Consider the following 16,600-nt stretch of genomic DNA (forward strand, 5'->3'; position numbering starts at 1 on the left):
GCCCGCCCCCTCACGCGTCGAGATAGATGAGTCCAACGCGCAGTTCCGTGGAGCCTGGAGGCTGTTCGCCCTGGGCAGCAAGTCGGGTGAAGTGGTGGAGCGACCCGAGGTCTACATCACCGCATGCCACGTCGCCTGGTCGATGATGAACTCCGCCTTCCTGCGCGCGCCCGTCGAAACGGAACAAGCGCTGGCGGCCGCGGCGGCCTCCGCGGCGCGCTACTTCTCCGCCGGCAAACATGGCTGGAGCTTCGTCGTCTGCGACGACTGGCTGGCGCCCTCCGTGCGCGACAAGGCGCCATCCATCCTCGCCTGGTACGGGCTCAAGTCAGAGATGGACGTCACCGGCATGGTGGCGGACCGGCTGGCGCCCTCCATTCACCCGCGGCCTCCGTTCACCGTGCGTCCCGTCACGGATACCTGGGGCCGGCAGGCCGTGGCCGACATCAACGCCAACGCCTACGACGTCCCGCGCCACTTCGGCCGTGAAGCCTTCGACGAGGACACGCTCTACACCCCGGACTGCCAGGGCTTCGTGGCGTGCCGCGACGAAGAGGCCACGGCCAGCACGGTGGTGCTGCGCGTGGATGCCGCCGCGTACGTCGCCCTGGTGGCGACCCAGCCGCAACACCGCCGGCAAGGTGCCGCCGAGGCCGTGATGCGACATGCGCTGGCGAAGGCCCATCAGGACTGGGGCACCGAGCGCACCGTCCTCCACGCCACGAGCGCTGGCGAGCCCGTCTACACCCGCCTGGGCTACCGGCCGGTGACGCGCTTCCGCATGTACATGGCGCCTCCACCGGACCAGGGCTGAGCCACTCGCGGTGCACGGCACGGGGGAGTAAAAACAGACTCACGCCATTTCGAGACAATGACTGGCTTTTTCTACCGAGCTTGAAAGCCAGCCACTCCGTCGCATTGAAGAATGCCGCTCTCGCGTGAACTGCGGCCCACATTCTTCGATGGCGTGGAGGTTGTGGCAGACTGATCCGTGAGGGGGCTTGCCGCACGTCTTGCATCGCCCAGCCACACGGAGTCCGCACATGGCCAAGTGGGATGATCTCGTCCTGGCGATTCCACCGCACGCGGGCGGCAGGTCTCAGGCGCCCGCCGCGGTCACGCTGCTGGAGACGCTCCTCGGCCTTCACGAAGCAGAACTCACCCTCCTTCGCGGGTTGCATCGCGACGTCCGGCCGCTGCAGGAAGGTCCCTTCCTGGCCGGGCGGCTCCACCTGGAGGCCGTGCGTGCCCCTCAGGCCACCCGCGACGAACAGTTGGAGCGGCTGAAGTCCGCGCGGAGCTGCTTCACGGAGGCCCTGGGCACCGAGCGCGACAAGGCGCGGCTGTCGTTCATCGCCCTGCACCTGGGCCTCTGCTGGCTGCTGCTGGGCGCGGAGCGCGATGCGCGGGAGTGGACGCAACTGGCCCACCGCACGGCCGTGGAGGCCATGAAGGACATCCTGGTGGAAGCCTCGAAGCATCAGGGCCTCACCCAGAACCGGTACCTGGATCCGGCGCTCACCTTCTTCATGTTCTTCACCAGCACGGCCACGCTGGGCGCGGGCTACCTCTTCTGGGACCGGGTGCTCAGCAAGCGCACGGGCACGGTGATGCGGCGCGCGCTGGGGCAGATGCAGGCGCTGGCGGACTACGTGGACATGCTGGGCGAGGTCCGGCTCCGCCTGGGCGAGCTCCCCCATGACGTCGCCCGATATGAGCTGACCCACGGCGTGGACGAACAGCAGTCCGTCGCCCGCATCACCATCCGGAAGCTCATCAACGACCGGGAGGCCATCTACTTCAACGGCCGGGAGACCCGGAAGGTCACCTGGAACGACCAGGAACGCTCCGAGGTCATCACCCGCGAGCTGATCTGACGCCGGGCGCTGTCACCGTCCCGTCAAAACCTGTTTTCAGGATTGCCTCGGCGATACGTCAGACCGACCCGCCATAGTAGCGGCACTTCCTTGATGGGGGCGAAGGTGACGGCGCAGACGATGCTCGTGTTCATTCCAGTGGTTCTCCTATTCGCCGCGGCGGTTGCGATTCCGCGGCCCCGCCGGCGCTCACGCCGGTCGTCGTAGTCACGGCCGGGGTTGCGCCCCGGCCGTCTCCCGGGCCCGGGCGGGTGTAGAGTGCGGCAGTCGTCGCAACCCTCCCCTCCCGAGCAGCCGTGGCCGAAATTCCCACAGTCCTGGTCGTCGACGATGATCCTCACCTGAGGGAAATCGTCCGCTTCGCGCTGGAGCAGGGAGGCTTCCGGGTGGATGAGGCCGCCGATGGCCGCGCCGCCCTGACGCAGGTCGACCGCGTCCTCCCGGCGCTCATCGTCCTGGACATCATGATGCCGGAGCTGGACGGGCTCGCCGTGTGCCGTGAGGTCCGGCGCAAGCACGAGCTGCCCATCGTCTTCCTCTCCTCGCGGGATGACGAGGTCGACCGCATCCTGGGCCTGGAGCTGGGCGGCGATGACTACCTCACCAAGCCCTTCAGCCCGCGCGAGCTCGTGGCGCGCGTGAAGGCGGTGCTCCGGCGCGTACGGCCCGCGCCGGCCCCGGAGGTCGAAGCGCCAGCGGCGTGGATGCAGTCCCGGGGGCCGCTGCGCATGGACGCGGAGCGCTGGCGCGCATGGTGGCAGGACACGGAAGTGGTGCTCACGGTGACGGAGTTCCAGATCCTGGCCACGCTGCTCCGAGTCCCCGGCAAGGTGTTCACCCGGGATGAGCTGATGAACCGCGTCTACGACGACGTGGTGGTCAGCGACCGGACCATCGACAGCCATGTGCGCCGGGTCCGGCAGAAGTTCGCGAGCGCGGGCGGAGACGTCATCGAGACGGTGCATGGCCTTGGCTATCGGCTCGCCCTCCCCTGAGCGCCGCGCGCGCCCGCGCTTGTGGCTGGTGTTCGCCGCCGTGGGCGTCGCGGGGTTCGTCCTCACGCTGGCGGGGCTCGCCTTCGTGCGCGTCTACGACAACCAGCTCATCCGCCAGACGGAGTCGGAGCTGATTGCCCAGGGCGCGGTGATCGCGGAGGTCTTCCGCGAGCGGCTGCGCGCCACCGTGCCAGAGGGCGCATACGGCCGCGAGCGCACCGCGCCCTGGCCCTTCCCCATTCCCGACGACACGCGCCTGCGCCCCATCCTCCCCTCGCTCAGGGCCTCGGATGCCTCCCTGCCGCCGGGCGACACGCCTCGGCCTTCGCGCGTCCCCGCGGAGCCGCTGTCACAGGCGGCCGGACTGCAGCTGACGCCGCTGCTCGAACAGGTGCGTGCGGCGACCCTGGCCGGCATCCGCGTGGTGGACACCGAGGGCGTGGTGGTGGCCAGCAGCAGCCCCGCCCTCCTGTGGACGACGCTGGCGGACCGCACGGAGGTTCAGCGGGCCCTGCGCGGCGAGCCCGTCAGCGTGCTGCGCCGCCGCGTCGCCGACCCCGAGGACACCCCACTGGCATCGCTCAGCCGCGACACCGGCATCCGCGTCACGGTGGCGCTGCCCGTGCTGAACGGCGACCGCGTCTGGGGCGCGGTGGTGCTGACGCGCACGCCCATGACGTTCGCCAAGGCGACATACGCGGACCGGTGGAACCTCACGGCCACCGGCTTCGTGTTGCTCGGCGCGGTGGCGCTGATGTCGCTGGCCGCCGCCGCGCTGGTGGGCCGGCCGGTGCGCGCGCTGGTGAAGCAGACGCGCGCCATCGCCATGAGTGACCCCGCGGGCTTCGAGCCCATGGCGCGTCCCGTGGTGGCCGAGCTGGCCGAGCTCTCCGAGTCCCTGGCCGGCATGGCCACCGCGTTGCGAGACAGGAACCAGTACATCCGTTCCTTCGCGGCCAACGTGTCACACGAGTTCAAGACGCCGCTGGCCTCCATCCAAGGCGCGGTGGAGCTGCTGCGCGATAGCGCCGACGCGATGTCCCCCGAGCAACGCGCGCGGTTCCTCGCCAACGTGGACGCGGATGCCCGCAGGCTCACCCGGTTGGTGCAACGCCTGCTGGAGCTGGCCCGGGCGGACTCCATGACGGCCACGCCCGCGCAGGTGGAGCTGGCCCCGCTGTTGGAGGGGCTCGCCCTCCGCGCCCGCGCCGACGGTGCCACGGACATCCATGTGACGGCCCCCCCCGCGGGCCTGAAGGTGAGCCTCCCGCAGGAGGTGCTCGAAGACGTGCTGTGGCAGCTCATCACCAATGCCCGCCAGCACGGTGGCGACGCCGTCCGCGTGGATCTGTCGGTGGAGCAGGCACCGGAGGCGGACCTGGTCCGCGTGGTGGTGAAGGACCGCGGCAAGGGCATCTCCGAGTCCAACCGTGCGCGCATCTTCGACGCCTTCTTCACCACCGCCCGCGAGCGCGGCGGCACGGGCCTGGGGCTGACGATTGCCCAGTCCATGCTGCGCGCCTTCCACGCGAGGTTGGAGTTGCTTCCTTCCGACACGGGCACCACCTTCGCGGTGGTGGCGCCCGTGCCCCGGCTTCACCGGAAGTAGCTGTCGGAGATGTCCACGGAGTAGCCCAGCTCCAGCGTGGGCGAGGACGCGGCCACCAGGAACTGGCGGAAGTGCAGCGCCTTTCCGGGCAGGCCCGACGCCTCCGCGGCCACGGCCTCCGTCGACTCGTACTGCTCCAGGCTGCCGCCCTCGCGCCGGTAGTTGAACACCGCGGGGAAGTGCGCGCGTGCGCGGAGCTCCGCCACCGGCCAGGAGACTCGCGGCAACGCCAGCTTCAACCGGCCGGAGAGGTGGAACACGCCCAGCTCTCGCGACAGCACCACCTCCAGCGTCCCGCCCGTCTCTCCCAGCCGCGCCGGAGCGACCTTCAACGCCAGCGTGCCGCTCTCCGACTCCACGGGGACGGGGATGGCATTCAGGGTGACGCGCTCCAGCCGGTGTCCTTCCGGCAGCACCAGCTCCAGCGGCTGCTCGCGGTCCAGGCTCAGCGCATAGCTGACGCGCAGCGTGGCTCGGCCTTCCAGCGTGGACACCCAGGACGCGGTGGCCTCGGAGATGCGCGGCTCGAGCGGTGGGCGAACCTGCTGCTTCTGGCTTTGTGCCACCCGAGCCACCGCCGCGCGCCAACTGACACGCAGCATGCCTTGGACGGGATAGACGGCGTGGGACTCGCCTCCCATCGAAGCCAGCGGCTCGGTGAGCGTGAAGACGGACGTGTCCGCCTCCAGCGCCAGCGGCACCGGGGACGCGTGGGGCCCGAAGCGCAGCTGGGCCCGGCGCTCCGGCCCCGCTCCGGGCGAGCGGATGGACACGCCCACGTCGAAGACATAGCGCCCGGCCTTCCGCGTGAGCAGGCAGAGGTACCCGTCGACGACGCCCACGGTGCCCTCCTCCATCGAGGGCAACGACACCGGGTACGTGTCCGCGTCGAGTTGGAGCAGGCGCACCTGCGTCCAGCGCCCGTCCGTGAGCACCTCCACGTCGAAGTGTCCGTCGACGAAGAGGGCATCCGCCGTGAGCCGGCCCTTGAGCTGGCTCTTTACCAGGGCCTCCGTCGGAGGTGCTTCAGCGGGGGCCGCCTGGCGCTGCGCGTAGAGGGGAATCAGCTCCTGAAGCGGCACGGTGGCGGTGCCGGAGGGAGACGTGGCGGCCGAGCCATCGGCCGTGGTCAGCAGGAGTCCAACGAAGAGCGGTACGGTCCACATGGCGGAATCAGCTCGCTTCCGGGGTGACAGGGGTGGAGGCAGCGGGAGCCGCGGCGGCGCGCGGAGGCTCACCGGGCAGGGACAAGTCGGAGAGGAAGGCCCGCACACCAGCGCGGGTGGAGAGGACCATCAGCCCCAGCAGCGCGGCGAGGATCTCCAGCGTGTAGATGAGGCCGGTGTAGCCCTGGAGGATGACGGCGCCGGTGGGGACCACCAGCGTGGCGCCCCACAGCCCCGCGAGCACCGACGTCCGCTCCTTCGGGAAGAGCCAGCGGACGTACACCACCACCGCAGCGCCCAGGCCCACCGCGCAGAGGGCGTAGGCGGCGTAGAAGGTCATGAAGGCCGCCAGGTACGCCAGCAGCACGAAGAAGAAGCCGTATACGGACGCCAGCAGGTACGTCTCGTGGAGCGCGAGCGAGCGGCGGTGGCGCAACCCCAGGGCCGCGAGCAGTGCGAGCAGCCCCAGGAAGGGCACCCAGGCCCGGGTCGCCATCGTGCCCACCAGCGCGTCGAACGTCTTCTCCGACGGGAGGATGACGCCCAGGTTCACTCCCGACTCCAGCGACTGGAAGGCCCAATCCAGCGTCACCGCGTCGGCCGAGGTGTTCACCGACGACGCGGCCAGCACACCCGACGGGTAGTCGTAGTTCTCCCCTCCTTCGACGGCGACGTGGACGCGCACGTCCCGCGCGGGCAGCGCTGGATCCAGGCGGTACACGAATGAGTTCAGCCCCCGGGCGCGGTAGCGGATGGTGAAGCGGGACGTGGCGCCCTTGGCGATGCGGCCCGTCCACACCAGCCGGTTGCCGGACTCGCCCAGGTCCAGGCTGGACTCCGTGCCGTCGACCAGGAACTGGAGCTCCGACAGCAGCACCTGCGACTTGTCCATCTCCATGGGGAAGATGAACGCCACGTCGATATCGGTGCTCTCGCGGTTGACCACCGCGTAGTCGGCGCTGAGGGTGAAGTCGAAGCCGGAGAAGTAGCGCAGCCCGCGCTTGCGGTAGTTCATCTTCGCCTGCACCTCGACGTGCTGGCGGTCGAAGGGCAGCGGCTTCAGCTCGGTGAAGATGGTGCCGCTGTGCACGTAGCGCAGGGACGGCGCGGGCTGGGTGACGGGCGCGCCCCAGCGGTCCTCCACCCCGGCGGCCAGCTCCGAATTGGCGAAGGCCGTCCGGTCCGCCACCTGCCCGGCGATGACCGCCGTGGCGAAGACGACGATGACCAGACTGCCGAAGACGTGGTGGGCCACGAGCCAGCGCAAGGCCCGGCGAAGGGCGCCTTCAGGCGCTCGCGGCGGACGGGGAGGCAGCGGAGGAGGTGCGTTCATGGGCGCAGGATGTGCGCCCCCCGTGCAACGGTGATGGCCCCCTTGTGCGGCGGCCAAGGAATGTTCGTGCAGATTTCGTGCAGGCCGGGATGCAGCTTCACCCAGCCCCGGGTACACTCTGCGTCCATTCCGCGTCCTGGACGCGGCCCTTTCCCTGAAGCCCCGACAAGGTCGTCATGTCCGTCCCTGGAATCGGCTTCCCTGGCCCCTGGCGGCTCCGCTCTGGAGCCGAAGAATACGAACTGCTCGTCATGCGAGCCGTGACGGCCCTCGACGAGCGGGAGTGCGTCCCGGCCGAGCACATCACCTGGCAGCTCGACCATTGGCTGACCTCCGCCCGCAGGCCCCTGCTGGAGATGTACGAGGCCTTGGGCGGCATCCTTCCGTGGAACGTCAGCTCGCTGGACCGCGCCCGGCTGGACGCCCGCGTGCGAGACCGGCTGGTGCAGGCGCTGGAGCGCCGTGAGCTGGTGGCCCTGCGCGTACAGCGCCGCGCCGCCGCCTGGGCGTGGCCGGAACCGGCCCTGCCGCCCCCCCGGCCCGAGCCCGAGGTCATCCCCCTGGCGCGCCCGCCCGTGGAGGTCTTCACCCTCTTCCCCGACCCGGCGCGGCAGGCCGAAGCCCTGCGCCAGGCCGCGGCGGCGGGTGTGCCGTTCTGCGAGGAGTGTGAGAAGCAGAAGCAACGGGCCGCGGCGTGAGCGCACCGGTCCCCCAGCTCCCGGGCCTGCTGCAGTGGGTGCGTCAGGCCACGGAGGAAGCGCCCACCTCGGCGCTCTACGCCATCCTGGACGGGGCGCGGGCCCCCAACATCCACCGGCTGGTGCTCACCTGCGGCCTGACGCAGAGCTGCCTCTACGCGGGGAAGCTGCCGCCGGAGCTGGTGGAGGTGGCGCCCTACCTAGTGCAACTGCGGCCCGGAGCGCCCGCCACGGAACAGCTGCTCGCCGCGGGCTGGGGCAAGAGCTGGGGCATCTTCGTACAGAGCCCGGCGCATCCGGACGCGCTGCGGCGACACCTGCGGCGCTTCCTCAAGGTCCGGGATGCCAACGGCAAGCCGCTGGTGTTCCGCTACTACGACCCGCGCGTGCTCCGCGTCTACCTGCCCACGTGCACGGACGACGAGCTGGACTTCCTCTTCGGCCCCATCGAGCAGTTCTTCGCCGAGTCCGAGGACGGCGGCAGCATGCTCGCCTACGCGCGCCGTCCCGAGGAGGCGCCCTTGGACGCGCCGCCGCTCTCCATCCGCCCGACGCCGCTCATGTAGCAGCCTCGGCCCCCTCTCCGGGACGCACCGTTGAAATCGATGCGGCCCGGTCGGGCGTCGTACCCCGCACTGTCAATCCATTGGAAGCGGCCGGACCTCCAGCTGCTTGGACGCGAGGAACTCCGGGTTGAACACCTTCGACGCGTAGCGGCTGCCGTGGTCGCACAGGAAGGTGACGATGCGCAGCCCCTCGCCCCGATGACGTCGCGCCAGCTCCCACGCGGCGCGCACGTTGAGGGCCGCCGATGTGCCCACCACCAGCGCGTCCTCGCGCGCCAGGTGATAGAGCATCTCCACCATCTCCTGGTCCCCCAGGCGCATGGCCTCATCCACGCGGGCCCGGCGGAAGTTCTCCGTGAGGCGCATGATGCCAATGCCCTCGGTGATGGATGAACCGGGCCCTTCCATGCGCCCTTCGCGCACGTAGGTGAAGAGGCCCGAGCCCGGCGGGTCCACCAGCACCACGCGCACGGCGGGGTTCTTCTCCTTCAGGTAACGGCTGACGCCGCCCATCGTCCCGCCGCTGCCCACGGACGCCACCAGCACATCCACGCGGCCCTCGCACTGCTCCCAGATTTCGGGGCCCGTCGTCTCGTAGTGGTAGTCGCCGTTGGCCGGGTTCTCGAACTGGTTCGCCCAGAAGCCGCCCTGCGCTTCCGCCAGCACGCGGGCCTGGTGGAAGAAGTGGTTCGGATTGGCGAAGGGCACCGCGGGGACCTTTCGGACCTCCACGCCCATGGCCTCCAGCAGCTCGTACTTCTCGCGGGCCTGGTTGTCCGGCATGGTGACGACCACGCGGTACCCGCGCTCGCGGCCCAAGAGCCCCAGGCCAATGCCGGTGTTGCCCGCGGTGCCCTCGAAGATGGCGCCGCCCGGCTTCAGCAGGCCTTGCGCCTCCGCGCGCTGAATCATCCCCTTCGCGGCGCGGTCCTTGATGCTGCCGCCGGGGTTCATGAACTCGGCCTTCGCGAGGATTTCACACCCCGTCTGCCGGCTCAGCGAGCCGATGCGCAGCAGCGGGGTGTTTCCGACGGAGTCCCAGAGCGTTCCAATGCGAGGCGCCATGGGCTGTGCTTAACGCGAAGGGTGGCGCCCGTCACCGGGAACCACCGCCCTCAATCCGCCCGCATGGCCTCCACCGGATCCAACTTCGCCGCGCGGGCCGCCGGGTAGATGCCGAACAGGAGCCCCACGCCGCAGCTCATGAACAGGGCAAGGCCCACCGCCCACGGGGGCACCTGCATGGGAAAGCCCATCATCCAGTTGCCCAGGAACACCAGCCCGAAGCCCAGGCCCAGGCCCAGGGCGCCGCCCATCAGCGACAGCAGCACCGCCTCCGTGGCGAACTGTCCCAGGATGCGGCGCTTGCGCGCGCCCAGCGCCTTGCGCACACCAATCTCCCGCGTCCGCTCCATCACCGACACCAGCATGATGTTGAGGATGCCGATGCCGCCCACCACCAGGGACAGCAGGCACACGCCCACGCCCGCGATGGTGATGACCTGGGAGAGCTGATTGAACGACGCCGTCACCGACTCGTTCGTGTGCAGTTCGAAGTCGTTGGGCATGTTCGCCGGAACGTCGCGGCGGCGGCGCATCAGCGAGGCCACCTCGTCCTGCGCCTTGCTGAACAGCTCCGGGGACTTCGCCTGCACGCTGATGTCCAGTGAGCGCTTCTTCCCGTAGAGCTGGTGGAAGACGCTCAGCGGAATCATCACCTGGTTGTCCAGACTGAACATGCCCAGCATGCTCCCCCGCTTCTGGAGCAGGCCGATGACGCGGAAGGGCCGGCCCTTGATGCGCACCTCGTGGCCCACCGGGTTCATGCCCGGAAACAGCGCGTCCGACACGTCCGTCCCCAGCAGCACCACGTAGCGGCCGTCCAGCGCCTCCACTTCGTTGAAGTAGCGCCCGGCCTGCACCGACACCCCGCTCACCAGCGGGTAGTTGGCGGGCGTGCCGAACACGCGGACCGACGGCCGCGTCTCCGAGCTCGCCGTGGCCAGCTTCTGGCCACCCTCGTCGTCGGTGGGCACCACCGTCCCCACCGACGGGCAGGACTCTTCGATGGCCCGCGAATCGGGCATCTCGAAGTCCTTGCGCTTGGCGAACTTGGCCCAGTTGATGCGCCCGAAGCCGCCCGCGGGCCACTTCGTCACCTGGAAGGTATGGGCCCCCATCCGCCCCAGGTCGTTGTTCACCTTGACCCGCAGGCCCTCGATGAGCCCCATCATGGTGATGACCGTCGCCACGCCGATGACGATGCCCAGCAGCGTCAACAGCGAGCGCAGAGGGTTGCCCAGGAAGGTGCCCAACGCCAACCGCAAATTGTCCAGGAACGCTCGCATCGCGCTACTCGTAACGAAGGGCTTCCACGGGGTCCAGGTTCGCCGCGCGCGCCGCCGGCCAGATGCCGAACAGCAGGCCCACCAGCGCGGCGAAGCCCACCCCCGCCACCACGGTCATCGGCTGCACGTCCGCCGCGAGCGGCGTGATGAGCGACACCACCTTGGCCGTGCCCAATCCCACGGTCGTCCCCAGCAGGCCTCCCACCGCGGACACGCTCGAGGCTTCCATCAGGAACTGGAAGACGATGGTCCGTTTCCGGGCGCCCAGCGCGCGTCGCACGCCAATCTCCCGCGTCCGCTCGCGCACTGACACCAGCATGATGTTCATGATGCCGATACCGCCCACCAGCAGCGTGATGAGCCCCACGCCCACGGCCACGCCGTACAGCGCGCCCGTGAGCTGCTCGTACGTCTTCGCCATGGCCTCCGGCCGGTTGATGGAGAAGTCGTCCTCCGCCCCCGGAGGCGTGGAGCGCACGCGCCGCATGATGCCGGTGAGCTGGTCCTCCGCGGACCGCATCTGCGAGGCATCCTCCACCGCCAAGGCAATCTCGAAACTGCGGCCCTTGCCGAAGCTCGAATAGAACGTCTTGAAGGGGATGAAGACGAGCAGGTCCATGCTCTCCCCCACCATCTTCCCCTTGCGGCTGAGCGTCCCCACCACCTGGAAGGTGCGGTTGTCGATGCGAATCGACTGCCCCACCGGACTGACGCCCGGGAAGAGCCCGTCCACCACGTCCGCGCCCACCACCGCCACCGGCCGCGTGGTCGCGTCGTCCGCCTCGGTGAGGAAGCGCCCGCCGGTGATTTCGTAGCCGGAGATGTTGAGGTACTCGTGCGTCACGCCCTGGATGCGCACGGTGGACATCTGCTCGCCGCCGTGCGCCACGTCCGACAGGCGCGACACCGCCGGGGACATGGCCGTCACGAAGGGCGCCAGCGTGCGCAGCCGGTGCATCTGATCCAGGGTGAAGTTCTTCCGGTTGCGGTACTTCCACCAGTCGCCCTTGATCATCCAGGGCCACTTGGACACGTACATCGTGTTCGCGCCGAAGGTGGCCAGCTGCTTGTGGAAGGACGTGTTGAGCCCCTGGATGATGCCGACGATGGCCAACAGCGTGGCCACGCCGATGCCAATGCCCAGGGTGGTCAGCACCGTGCGCAGGCGGTTGGCCTTCAGGGAGAAGACCGCGATGCGTGCGCCCTCCAGCACATCCACGCGGAAGGCGGACCGCTGGCTCATGCGCCCCCCGCGTTCAGCACGTCCGACGCCGTCCCCATGGCCACCGTGCGGCCGTCGCCGTCCGCGACAATCTCTCCGTCGCTCAGGCGGATGGCCCGGGGGCAGCGCGCCGCCAGCTTGGGCTCGTGCGTGACGAGCACCAGCGTGTGGCCCGCCTTGTGGAGCTGCTCGAACAGGCGGACGATCTCCTCACCCGTCGCCGAGTCCAGGTTGCCCGTGGGCTCGTCGGCCAGCAGCATGGAGGGTTCGGACACCAGCGCGCGGGCAATGGCCACGCGCTGGCGCTGTCCACCGGACAGCTCGTTGGGCCGGTGGTGCATGCGGTGAGCGAGCTGCACCTTCTCCAGCGCCGCCGTGGCCCGCGCGCGCCGCTCCTTCGCGCTGACGCCCCGGTACACCAGCGGCAGCTCCACGTTGGCCAGGGCCGTCTCCTTGGGCAGCAGCTGGAAGGTCTGGAAGATGAAGCCAATCTCCACGTTGCGGATGACGGCGAGCTCGTCGTCGCTCATGCGCGACACGTCCTTGCCGTTCAGCATGTACCGGCCGCTGCTGGGCGTATCCAGACAGCCGAGCACGTTCATCATCGTGCTCTTGCCAGAGCCGGACTGGCCGATGATGGCCACCCATTCGCCCCGGTTGATGCCGAAGGAGACGCCGCGCAGCGCGCGCACCTCTTCTCCACCCACGTGGAAGACGCGGGTGATGTTCTCCACCTGGATGAGCGGTCCCGCGCCGCTGGCCTGACTCACGACTTCCGACCGCCCTTCATTCCCGCGCCCTGCTCCGGCTCACGCACGATGTCGCCGTCGTTCAGCTCCTTCGACAGCGTCCGGTACGGACCTTCAATCACCCGGTCCCCATCATTGAGTCCGGAGACGATCTCCAGCTCCGTGTCGGAGGCGATGCCCGTCTGCACGCGGCGCACCTGCGCCTTGTTGCTGCTGTCCACCACGAACACGACCTTGGCCAGCGACTCCGTCCGCTTCGCCGTCAGCCCGCCCCCTTCGATGGGCGCCTTGTAGTCCGGCAGCGAGCGCTCCGAACGCACCGTCACCGCCTGGATGGGCACCAGCACCACGTCATTGTGCGTCTCCGCGGAGATGCGCACCTCGGAGCTCATGCCGGGCAGCACGTTGGGCGGACGGGTGTCCAGCGCGACGGTGATGGGGAAGCTCGTCACCTCGGCCTCGGTGCCCTCGTTCTTGATGAGCGCCTTCTGGGCAATCTCCACCACGGAGCCCGAGTACGTCTGGCCCTCCAGTGCGTCGAGCGTGATCTCCGCGGGCTGGCCCGGCTTGAGGTGCACCACCTCGTGCTCGCCCACCTCGAACTTCACCTCCATGGCGCTGAGCGCGGCGATGGTCATCACCACGTCCTCGGACAGGTCCGAGCCACGAACACGCTCACCCACTTCACGCGACAGCTCGATGACGTTGCCGTCGATGGGCGACACCAGCGTCGTGCGCGTGAGGTCCGTCTGCGCCTGGTCCACGATGGCCATGTTGCGCGCCTGCATCTGCCTGGCGGACGCCAGCCGCGCATCCGCCGTGCTCTTCGTGGCGCGCGCCGTGTCCACCTCGGCGGTGGACGAAAGGCCCTTCTTCGCCAGGTCCTCCACGCGCGCGAGCTCCAGCTGCGCGCGGCCCACCTCCACCTCCGCCACCTGCACGTCGGCGCGCGAGGCGTTCAGCGACGCCAAGGCCTGCTTGTGCGCGGCCTGGTAGAGGCGCGGATCGATGCGGCCCAGCACCTGGCCCTTCGTCACCGACTCGCCGTCCTTCACCGCCAGCTCCACCAGGTCACCGGAGAGGCTGGACGAGATCTTCACCGTCGTGGCCGCCTGCACCTTGCCCGCGCCGGTGATGGTGCGGGTGATGGAGCCCTTGCGGGCCTTCGACAGCTGGACTTCGAGCGACGGCGGAGGACGGTCCTTCAACCCACCCGCGGTGATGGCCGCAGCCCCCAGGAACAACGCGCCAGCAATGGCACCCTTCCACCACTTCATTTCGACTCTCCCGGGCTCAGGGCGCCCATGGCCCGCTGCAATGAATAGCGGGCGATTTCGACATCGATCCTGTTTTCCAACAAGGCGAGCTCAGCGCGCGTCAGGCTCAGCTGCGCGTCGCGGACCTCCAGGGTGGAGCCCGCGCCAGCGCGGAAGCGCGCCTCCTGCATCTCGAGTCCCTGGGCAGCGGCCTCGACGTTCTGCGCAGCCAGGCGAGCGGCCTCCAATTGGGCCTCCAGCGTGCGGTGCGCGGCGCGAACCTCCCCTTCGATTTCCCGCGCCGTCTGCTCCAGCGTCAGCTGCGCCTTGCGGATGTCCGCCTCGGCGCGACGGGAGCGCGCCCCCGTGGACAGACCGGTGAACAGGTCCCAGCTCAACCCGACGGCCGCGGTGAAGCGGTTCTGCAGGCGCGGCTCGGTGAACACCAGCGAGGCGTCCGGACCGCCGCGGTTGTAGAGTCCCTGCGCCATCAAGCGCGGCAGGTACTCCGAGCGGGCAATGGACTGCTGCAGCTCCGCGGCGCGGATGCGCAGCTCCAGCGTCCTGAGCAGCGGCCGGTACGCGCGGGCCGACGCGAGCGCCTCGTTGACCGACGGCGCGGGCGGCGGCTCGGTCGTGAGCACGCCCGGATCCTGGGCCGTAAGCGCCTCGGTGCCCGGCCTGGCCAGCCACACGGCGAGCTGGGACTGGTCGTTGACCAGCTGCCCGAGCATCGCGGTGTAGTTGATGCGGTCGGTCCCCAGGTTCACCGTGGCGGTGATCTCTTCATTCTTGCCCGTGCGGCCCGCGTGGAAGAGGGCCTGGGCTCGCTCCACCTGCTGCTCGCTGCGCTCGACAGTGGCCTTCAGCACCTGGAGCGTGGCCTGGGTACGGTACAGGGTGAAGAAGCGGCGGATGGCCTCCAGCTCGGAGGTGTCCGCCTCTTCCCGCGCCTGTCCCTTCTGCGCGTCACGCACCACGCCGCTCTGCTCCAACTGCTTCCAGCGGGCGCGGTCGTAGATGATCTGCGTGAGCGACAAGCCCAGGTCGTAGTTCTGGGTGCTGGTGGAGGGCGTCTCCACCGCGTTGCGGATGAAGCCTCCCGGGTTGGCCGGGTCCGGAACCGTGGTGAACTCCTGCCTGCGGCCGAACCAGATCTTACCGGCCGACGCATCGAGCGAGATCTGCGGCAGCAGCACCGAGCGGGACAGGTTCACGTCCTCGTCCGTGATGGCCACGTCCAGCATGGCCTGGATGGCCGCGACGTTCTGCCGGCCCTCCGCGCGGGCCTGGTCCAGGGTGATGGGTGTGCCGGAGTCCGAGGGAGCGGCGGCCAGGGCGACCGCGATCACGAAGGCGTTCATTGCGCACCTGCCTGGGCGGGGAGGCCGATGAGGAAGATGCCCGCGTACATGGCGTACAGCGCCACCGCCAGCAGCAACGCGCGCCCACGGCTCATCCCGGTGGCGGCGGAGAAGCCCAGCCCCAGCAGGCCCGTGCTCCAGAGGTTGAAGAAGTCCACGGTGGACGCCACGCGCTGCATCTTCGGACTCAGGCCTTGCAACACGGCTCCCAGGTTCGACGGTACGAGGTTCATCACCCGCGCCATGGTAATGGAGTGCTGCGCCGCGACGCAGAGGGTCAGGATGAGGTGGTAGAGCGCGATGGGCAGCAGCGCCAGGACGGCCGCGGACAGCAACTGCTCGAAGGACGCGGGCCGGTCGAAGAGCCAGCTGACCACCCACAGGATGCAGGCCAGGAGCAGCGCCATCAACGGCATCAGGATGACGCCCTTGGCGATGCCACCGACCAGCGCCTTTCGCGACTCCGTTTGGATCTTGTCCGTGAGGTCCGCCTCCGACAGCCCCATCAGCTGACCAGAACCCTGGAGCTGGCGGATGACGTCAGGCGCGACGTCCCAACGGAGGGAAAAGAGCGTCCCGGAAGCGGACACGCACAGGGCCAGGATGAAGAGAGGCCACACCCAGCGGCGCGCCTCGACGGCAGCACGGGTCCCATCGAGGGGATCGATGAAGACGCGGGCCGGTTGAGCAAGAGAAGTCATATGGTGATGGAGGTCTCGGAGCGATGTACGTCGCTCGTCCTCAGGCAATTGCCTGGCCAGCCGAAGAAAGGCGCCGAACAGGCAGGCAGCCAGCCAAATTCCGCTGGCGGACGCTTTCTACTCCAGGGCTTTACGGCACATGTAGCGGCCTGTAGCGGAAATTTTGCCGGACGCCCCAAGAGGGTGTATTGCGCTCGTCTGGTCGCTTGCCGGAGTTCGAATGGTCGATAGCACGGACCTCGCGCAGGTCCTCCACGAAGCGAATGACATCGCACAGAGCGTGGTGCAGAGGGTCACCTCCGCCCACGTGCTCCTGGCGCTCTTCACGGTGGAGAACCGTGCACAGCTGCTGCTCAAGGAGCGAGGCGTGGACGAGGACGCCATCCTCCAGCTCCTGACGGCCGCTCCCGCGGAGCCGGACAGCCTCCTCCGGGAGCTGCGCGAGAAGACCCGGGAGATCGCCTCCAATGTGGGCTCCCAGGAGGCGGACTGCCTCCACCTGCTCATCGCCGTGGCCCGGGTGCGCTGCGCGGCCCAGGAGCTGCTGCTGCAGGCCGGGCTGGACCTGGGCGGTCTCATGCGCGTGGCGATGTCCTATTTCACCAGCGGTCACATGCCGCGCCGCCTCCAACTGGGCCGGTCACAGACCCTGGGCCCCCGGCCCGCGAGCCGCCCCCTGGGCGCGCCGCCGTCTCCCTGTCTCTTATACACATCTC

Annotated in this window: 15 protein-coding genes; 6 read left to right on the plus strand and 9 right to left on the minus strand. The window is 69.3% G+C overall.

Going from position 1 to position 16,600, the window contains the following annotated elements; translation table 11 throughout:
- From HNV26_RS33150 to HNV26_RS33165, 4 genes are all read left to right on the plus strand, one after another.
- On the plus strand, positions 1–814 hold an 814-nt coding region (locus HNV26_RS33150), incomplete at its 5' end, for a GNAT family N-acetyltransferase (RefSeq protein WP_253817283.1).
- Positions 815–1,043: 229 nt separating this feature from the next.
- Positions 1,044–1,877, plus strand: coding sequence for a hypothetical protein (locus HNV26_RS33155; RefSeq protein ID WP_253817284.1), 834 nt, complete (start codon positions 1,044–1,046; stop codon positions 1,875–1,877).
- 296 nt (positions 1,878–2,173) lie between these two features.
- Positions 2,174–2,872: a response regulator transcription factor gene (locus HNV26_RS33160; protein WP_171444596.1), complete on the plus strand. Its 699-nt coding sequence runs from the start codon at positions 2,174–2,176 to the stop codon at positions 2,870–2,872.
- Positions 2,841–4,481 (plus strand): sensor histidine kinase, encoded by a 1,641-nt coding sequence (locus HNV26_RS33165; RefSeq protein ID WP_171444595.1) that lies wholly within the window; start codon positions 2,841–2,843, stop codon positions 4,479–4,481. The genes HNV26_RS33160 and HNV26_RS33165 overlap by 32 nt, the downstream gene beginning before the upstream one ends.
- Here the strand turns inward: HNV26_RS33165 and HNV26_RS33170 are convergent.
- Together HNV26_RS33170 and HNV26_RS33175 are read right to left on the minus strand one after the other, a co-directional pair.
- Positions 4,469–5,647: a hypothetical protein gene (locus HNV26_RS33170; protein ID WP_171444594.1), complete on the minus strand. Its 1,179-nt coding sequence runs from the start codon at positions 5,645–5,647 to the stop codon at positions 4,469–4,471. The genes HNV26_RS33165 and HNV26_RS33170 overlap by 13 nt on opposite strands.
- 7 nt (positions 5,648–5,654) lie before the next feature.
- Positions 5,655–6,980 (minus strand): hypothetical protein, encoded by a 1,326-nt coding sequence (locus HNV26_RS33175; RefSeq protein WP_171444593.1) that lies wholly within the window; start codon positions 6,978–6,980, stop codon positions 5,655–5,657.
- Between the two features lie 176 nt (positions 6,981–7,156).
- Between HNV26_RS33175 and HNV26_RS33180 the strand changes: the two genes are divergently transcribed.
- A complete protein-coding gene (locus tag HNV26_RS33180; protein ID WP_171444592.1) occupies positions 7,157–7,678 on the plus strand; it encodes a hypothetical protein in 522 nt (173 codons plus the stop codon).
- Entirely contained in the window at positions 7,675–8,244 is a 570-nt protein-coding gene (locus HNV26_RS33185) for a DUF4123 domain-containing protein (RefSeq protein WP_171444591.1), read from the plus strand. Before HNV26_RS33180 ends, HNV26_RS33185 begins: the two co-directional genes overlap by 4 nt.
- 72 nt (positions 8,245–8,316) lie before the next feature.
- Here HNV26_RS33185 and HNV26_RS33190 read toward each other — a convergent pair whose 3' ends face one another.
- Genes HNV26_RS33190 through HNV26_RS33220 form a run of 7 tightly spaced genes read right to left on the minus strand, consistent with a single transcriptional unit; the run spans position 8,317 to position 15,884 of the window.
- Entirely contained in the window at positions 8,317–9,309 is a 993-nt protein-coding gene (locus HNV26_RS33190) for a cysteine synthase A (RefSeq protein ID WP_171444590.1), read from the minus strand.
- Between the two features lie 50 nt (positions 9,310–9,359).
- Positions 9,360–10,592: an ABC transporter permease gene (locus tag HNV26_RS33195; protein ID WP_140875789.1), complete on the minus strand. Its 1,233-nt coding sequence runs from the start codon at positions 10,590–10,592 to the stop codon at positions 9,360–9,362.
- Positions 10,593–10,596: 4 nt separating this feature from the next.
- Positions 10,597–11,835, minus strand: coding sequence for an ABC transporter permease (locus HNV26_RS33200; protein WP_171444589.1), 1,239 nt, complete (start codon positions 11,833–11,835; stop codon positions 10,597–10,599).
- Entirely contained in the window at positions 11,832–12,584 is a 753-nt protein-coding gene (locus HNV26_RS33205; protein ID WP_090490609.1) for an ABC transporter ATP-binding protein, read from the minus strand. The genes HNV26_RS33200 and HNV26_RS33205 overlap by 4 nt, the downstream gene beginning before the upstream one ends.
- The gene (locus HNV26_RS33210) at positions 12,581–13,840 is read right to left on the minus strand and encodes an efflux RND transporter periplasmic adaptor subunit (RefSeq protein ID WP_171444588.1); all 1,260 of its coding nucleotides are present in this window, start codon (positions 13,838–13,840) and stop codon (positions 12,581–12,583) included. Before HNV26_RS33210 ends, HNV26_RS33205 begins: the two co-directional genes overlap by 4 nt.
- Positions 13,837–15,183 (minus strand): TolC family protein, encoded by a 1,347-nt coding sequence (locus HNV26_RS33215; RefSeq protein ID WP_171444587.1) that lies wholly within the window; start codon positions 15,181–15,183, stop codon positions 13,837–13,839. Before HNV26_RS33215 ends, HNV26_RS33210 begins: the two co-directional genes overlap by 4 nt.
- Entirely contained in the window at positions 15,180–15,884 is a 705-nt protein-coding gene (locus tag HNV26_RS33220) for a YIP1 family protein (protein WP_171444586.1), read from the minus strand. The genes HNV26_RS33215 and HNV26_RS33220 overlap by 4 nt, the downstream gene beginning before the upstream one ends.
- Positions 15,885–16,600: the final 716 nt, after the last annotated feature.

It is taken from the genome of Myxococcus xanthus, from assembly GCF_013116825.1.
Classification (GTDB): Bacteria; Myxococcota; Myxococcia; order Myxococcales; family Myxococcaceae; genus Myxococcus; species Myxococcus xanthus_B.

Bases quoted from the DNA above. Each gene is read 5' to 3' on its own strand.
- HNV26_RS33155 (WP_253817284.1), top strand. From the start codon at position 1,044: ATGGCCAAGTGGGATGATCTCGTCCTGGCGATTCCACCGCACGCGGGC.
- HNV26_RS33165 (WP_171444595.1), top strand. From the start codon at position 2,841: ATGGCCTTGGCTATCGGCTCGCCCTCCCCTGAGCGCCGCGCGCGCCCG.
- HNV26_RS33170 (WP_171444594.1), bottom strand. From the start codon at position 5,647: ATGTGGACCGTACCGCTCTTCGTTGGACTCCTGCTGACCACGGCCGAT.
- HNV26_RS33175 (WP_171444593.1), bottom strand. From the start codon at position 6,980: ATGAACGCACCTCCTCCGCTGCCTCCCCGTCCGCCGCGAGCGCCTGAA.
- HNV26_RS33180 (WP_171444592.1), top strand. From the start codon at position 7,157: ATGTCCGTCCCTGGAATCGGCTTCCCTGGCCCCTGGCGGCTCCGCTCT.
- HNV26_RS33190 (WP_171444590.1), bottom strand. From the start codon at position 9,309: ATGGCGCCTCGCATTGGAACGCTCTGGGACTCCGTCGGAAACACCCCG.
- HNV26_RS33195 (WP_140875789.1), bottom strand. From the start codon at position 10,592: ATGCGAGCGTTCCTGGACAATTTGCGGTTGGCGTTGGGCACCTTCCTG.
- HNV26_RS33200 (WP_171444589.1), bottom strand. From the start codon at position 11,835: ATGAGCCAGCGGTCCGCCTTCCGCGTGGATGTGCTGGAGGGCGCACGC.
- HNV26_RS33210 (WP_171444588.1), bottom strand. From the start codon at position 13,840: ATGAAGTGGTGGAAGGGTGCCATTGCTGGCGCGTTGTTCCTGGGGGCT.
- HNV26_RS33215 (WP_171444587.1), bottom strand. From the start codon at position 15,183: ATGAACGCCTTCGTGATCGCGGTCGCCCTGGCCGCCGCTCCCTCGGAC.
- HNV26_RS33220 (WP_171444586.1), bottom strand. From the start codon at position 15,884: ATGACTTCTCTTGCTCAACCGGCCCGCGTCTTCATCGATCCCCTCGAT.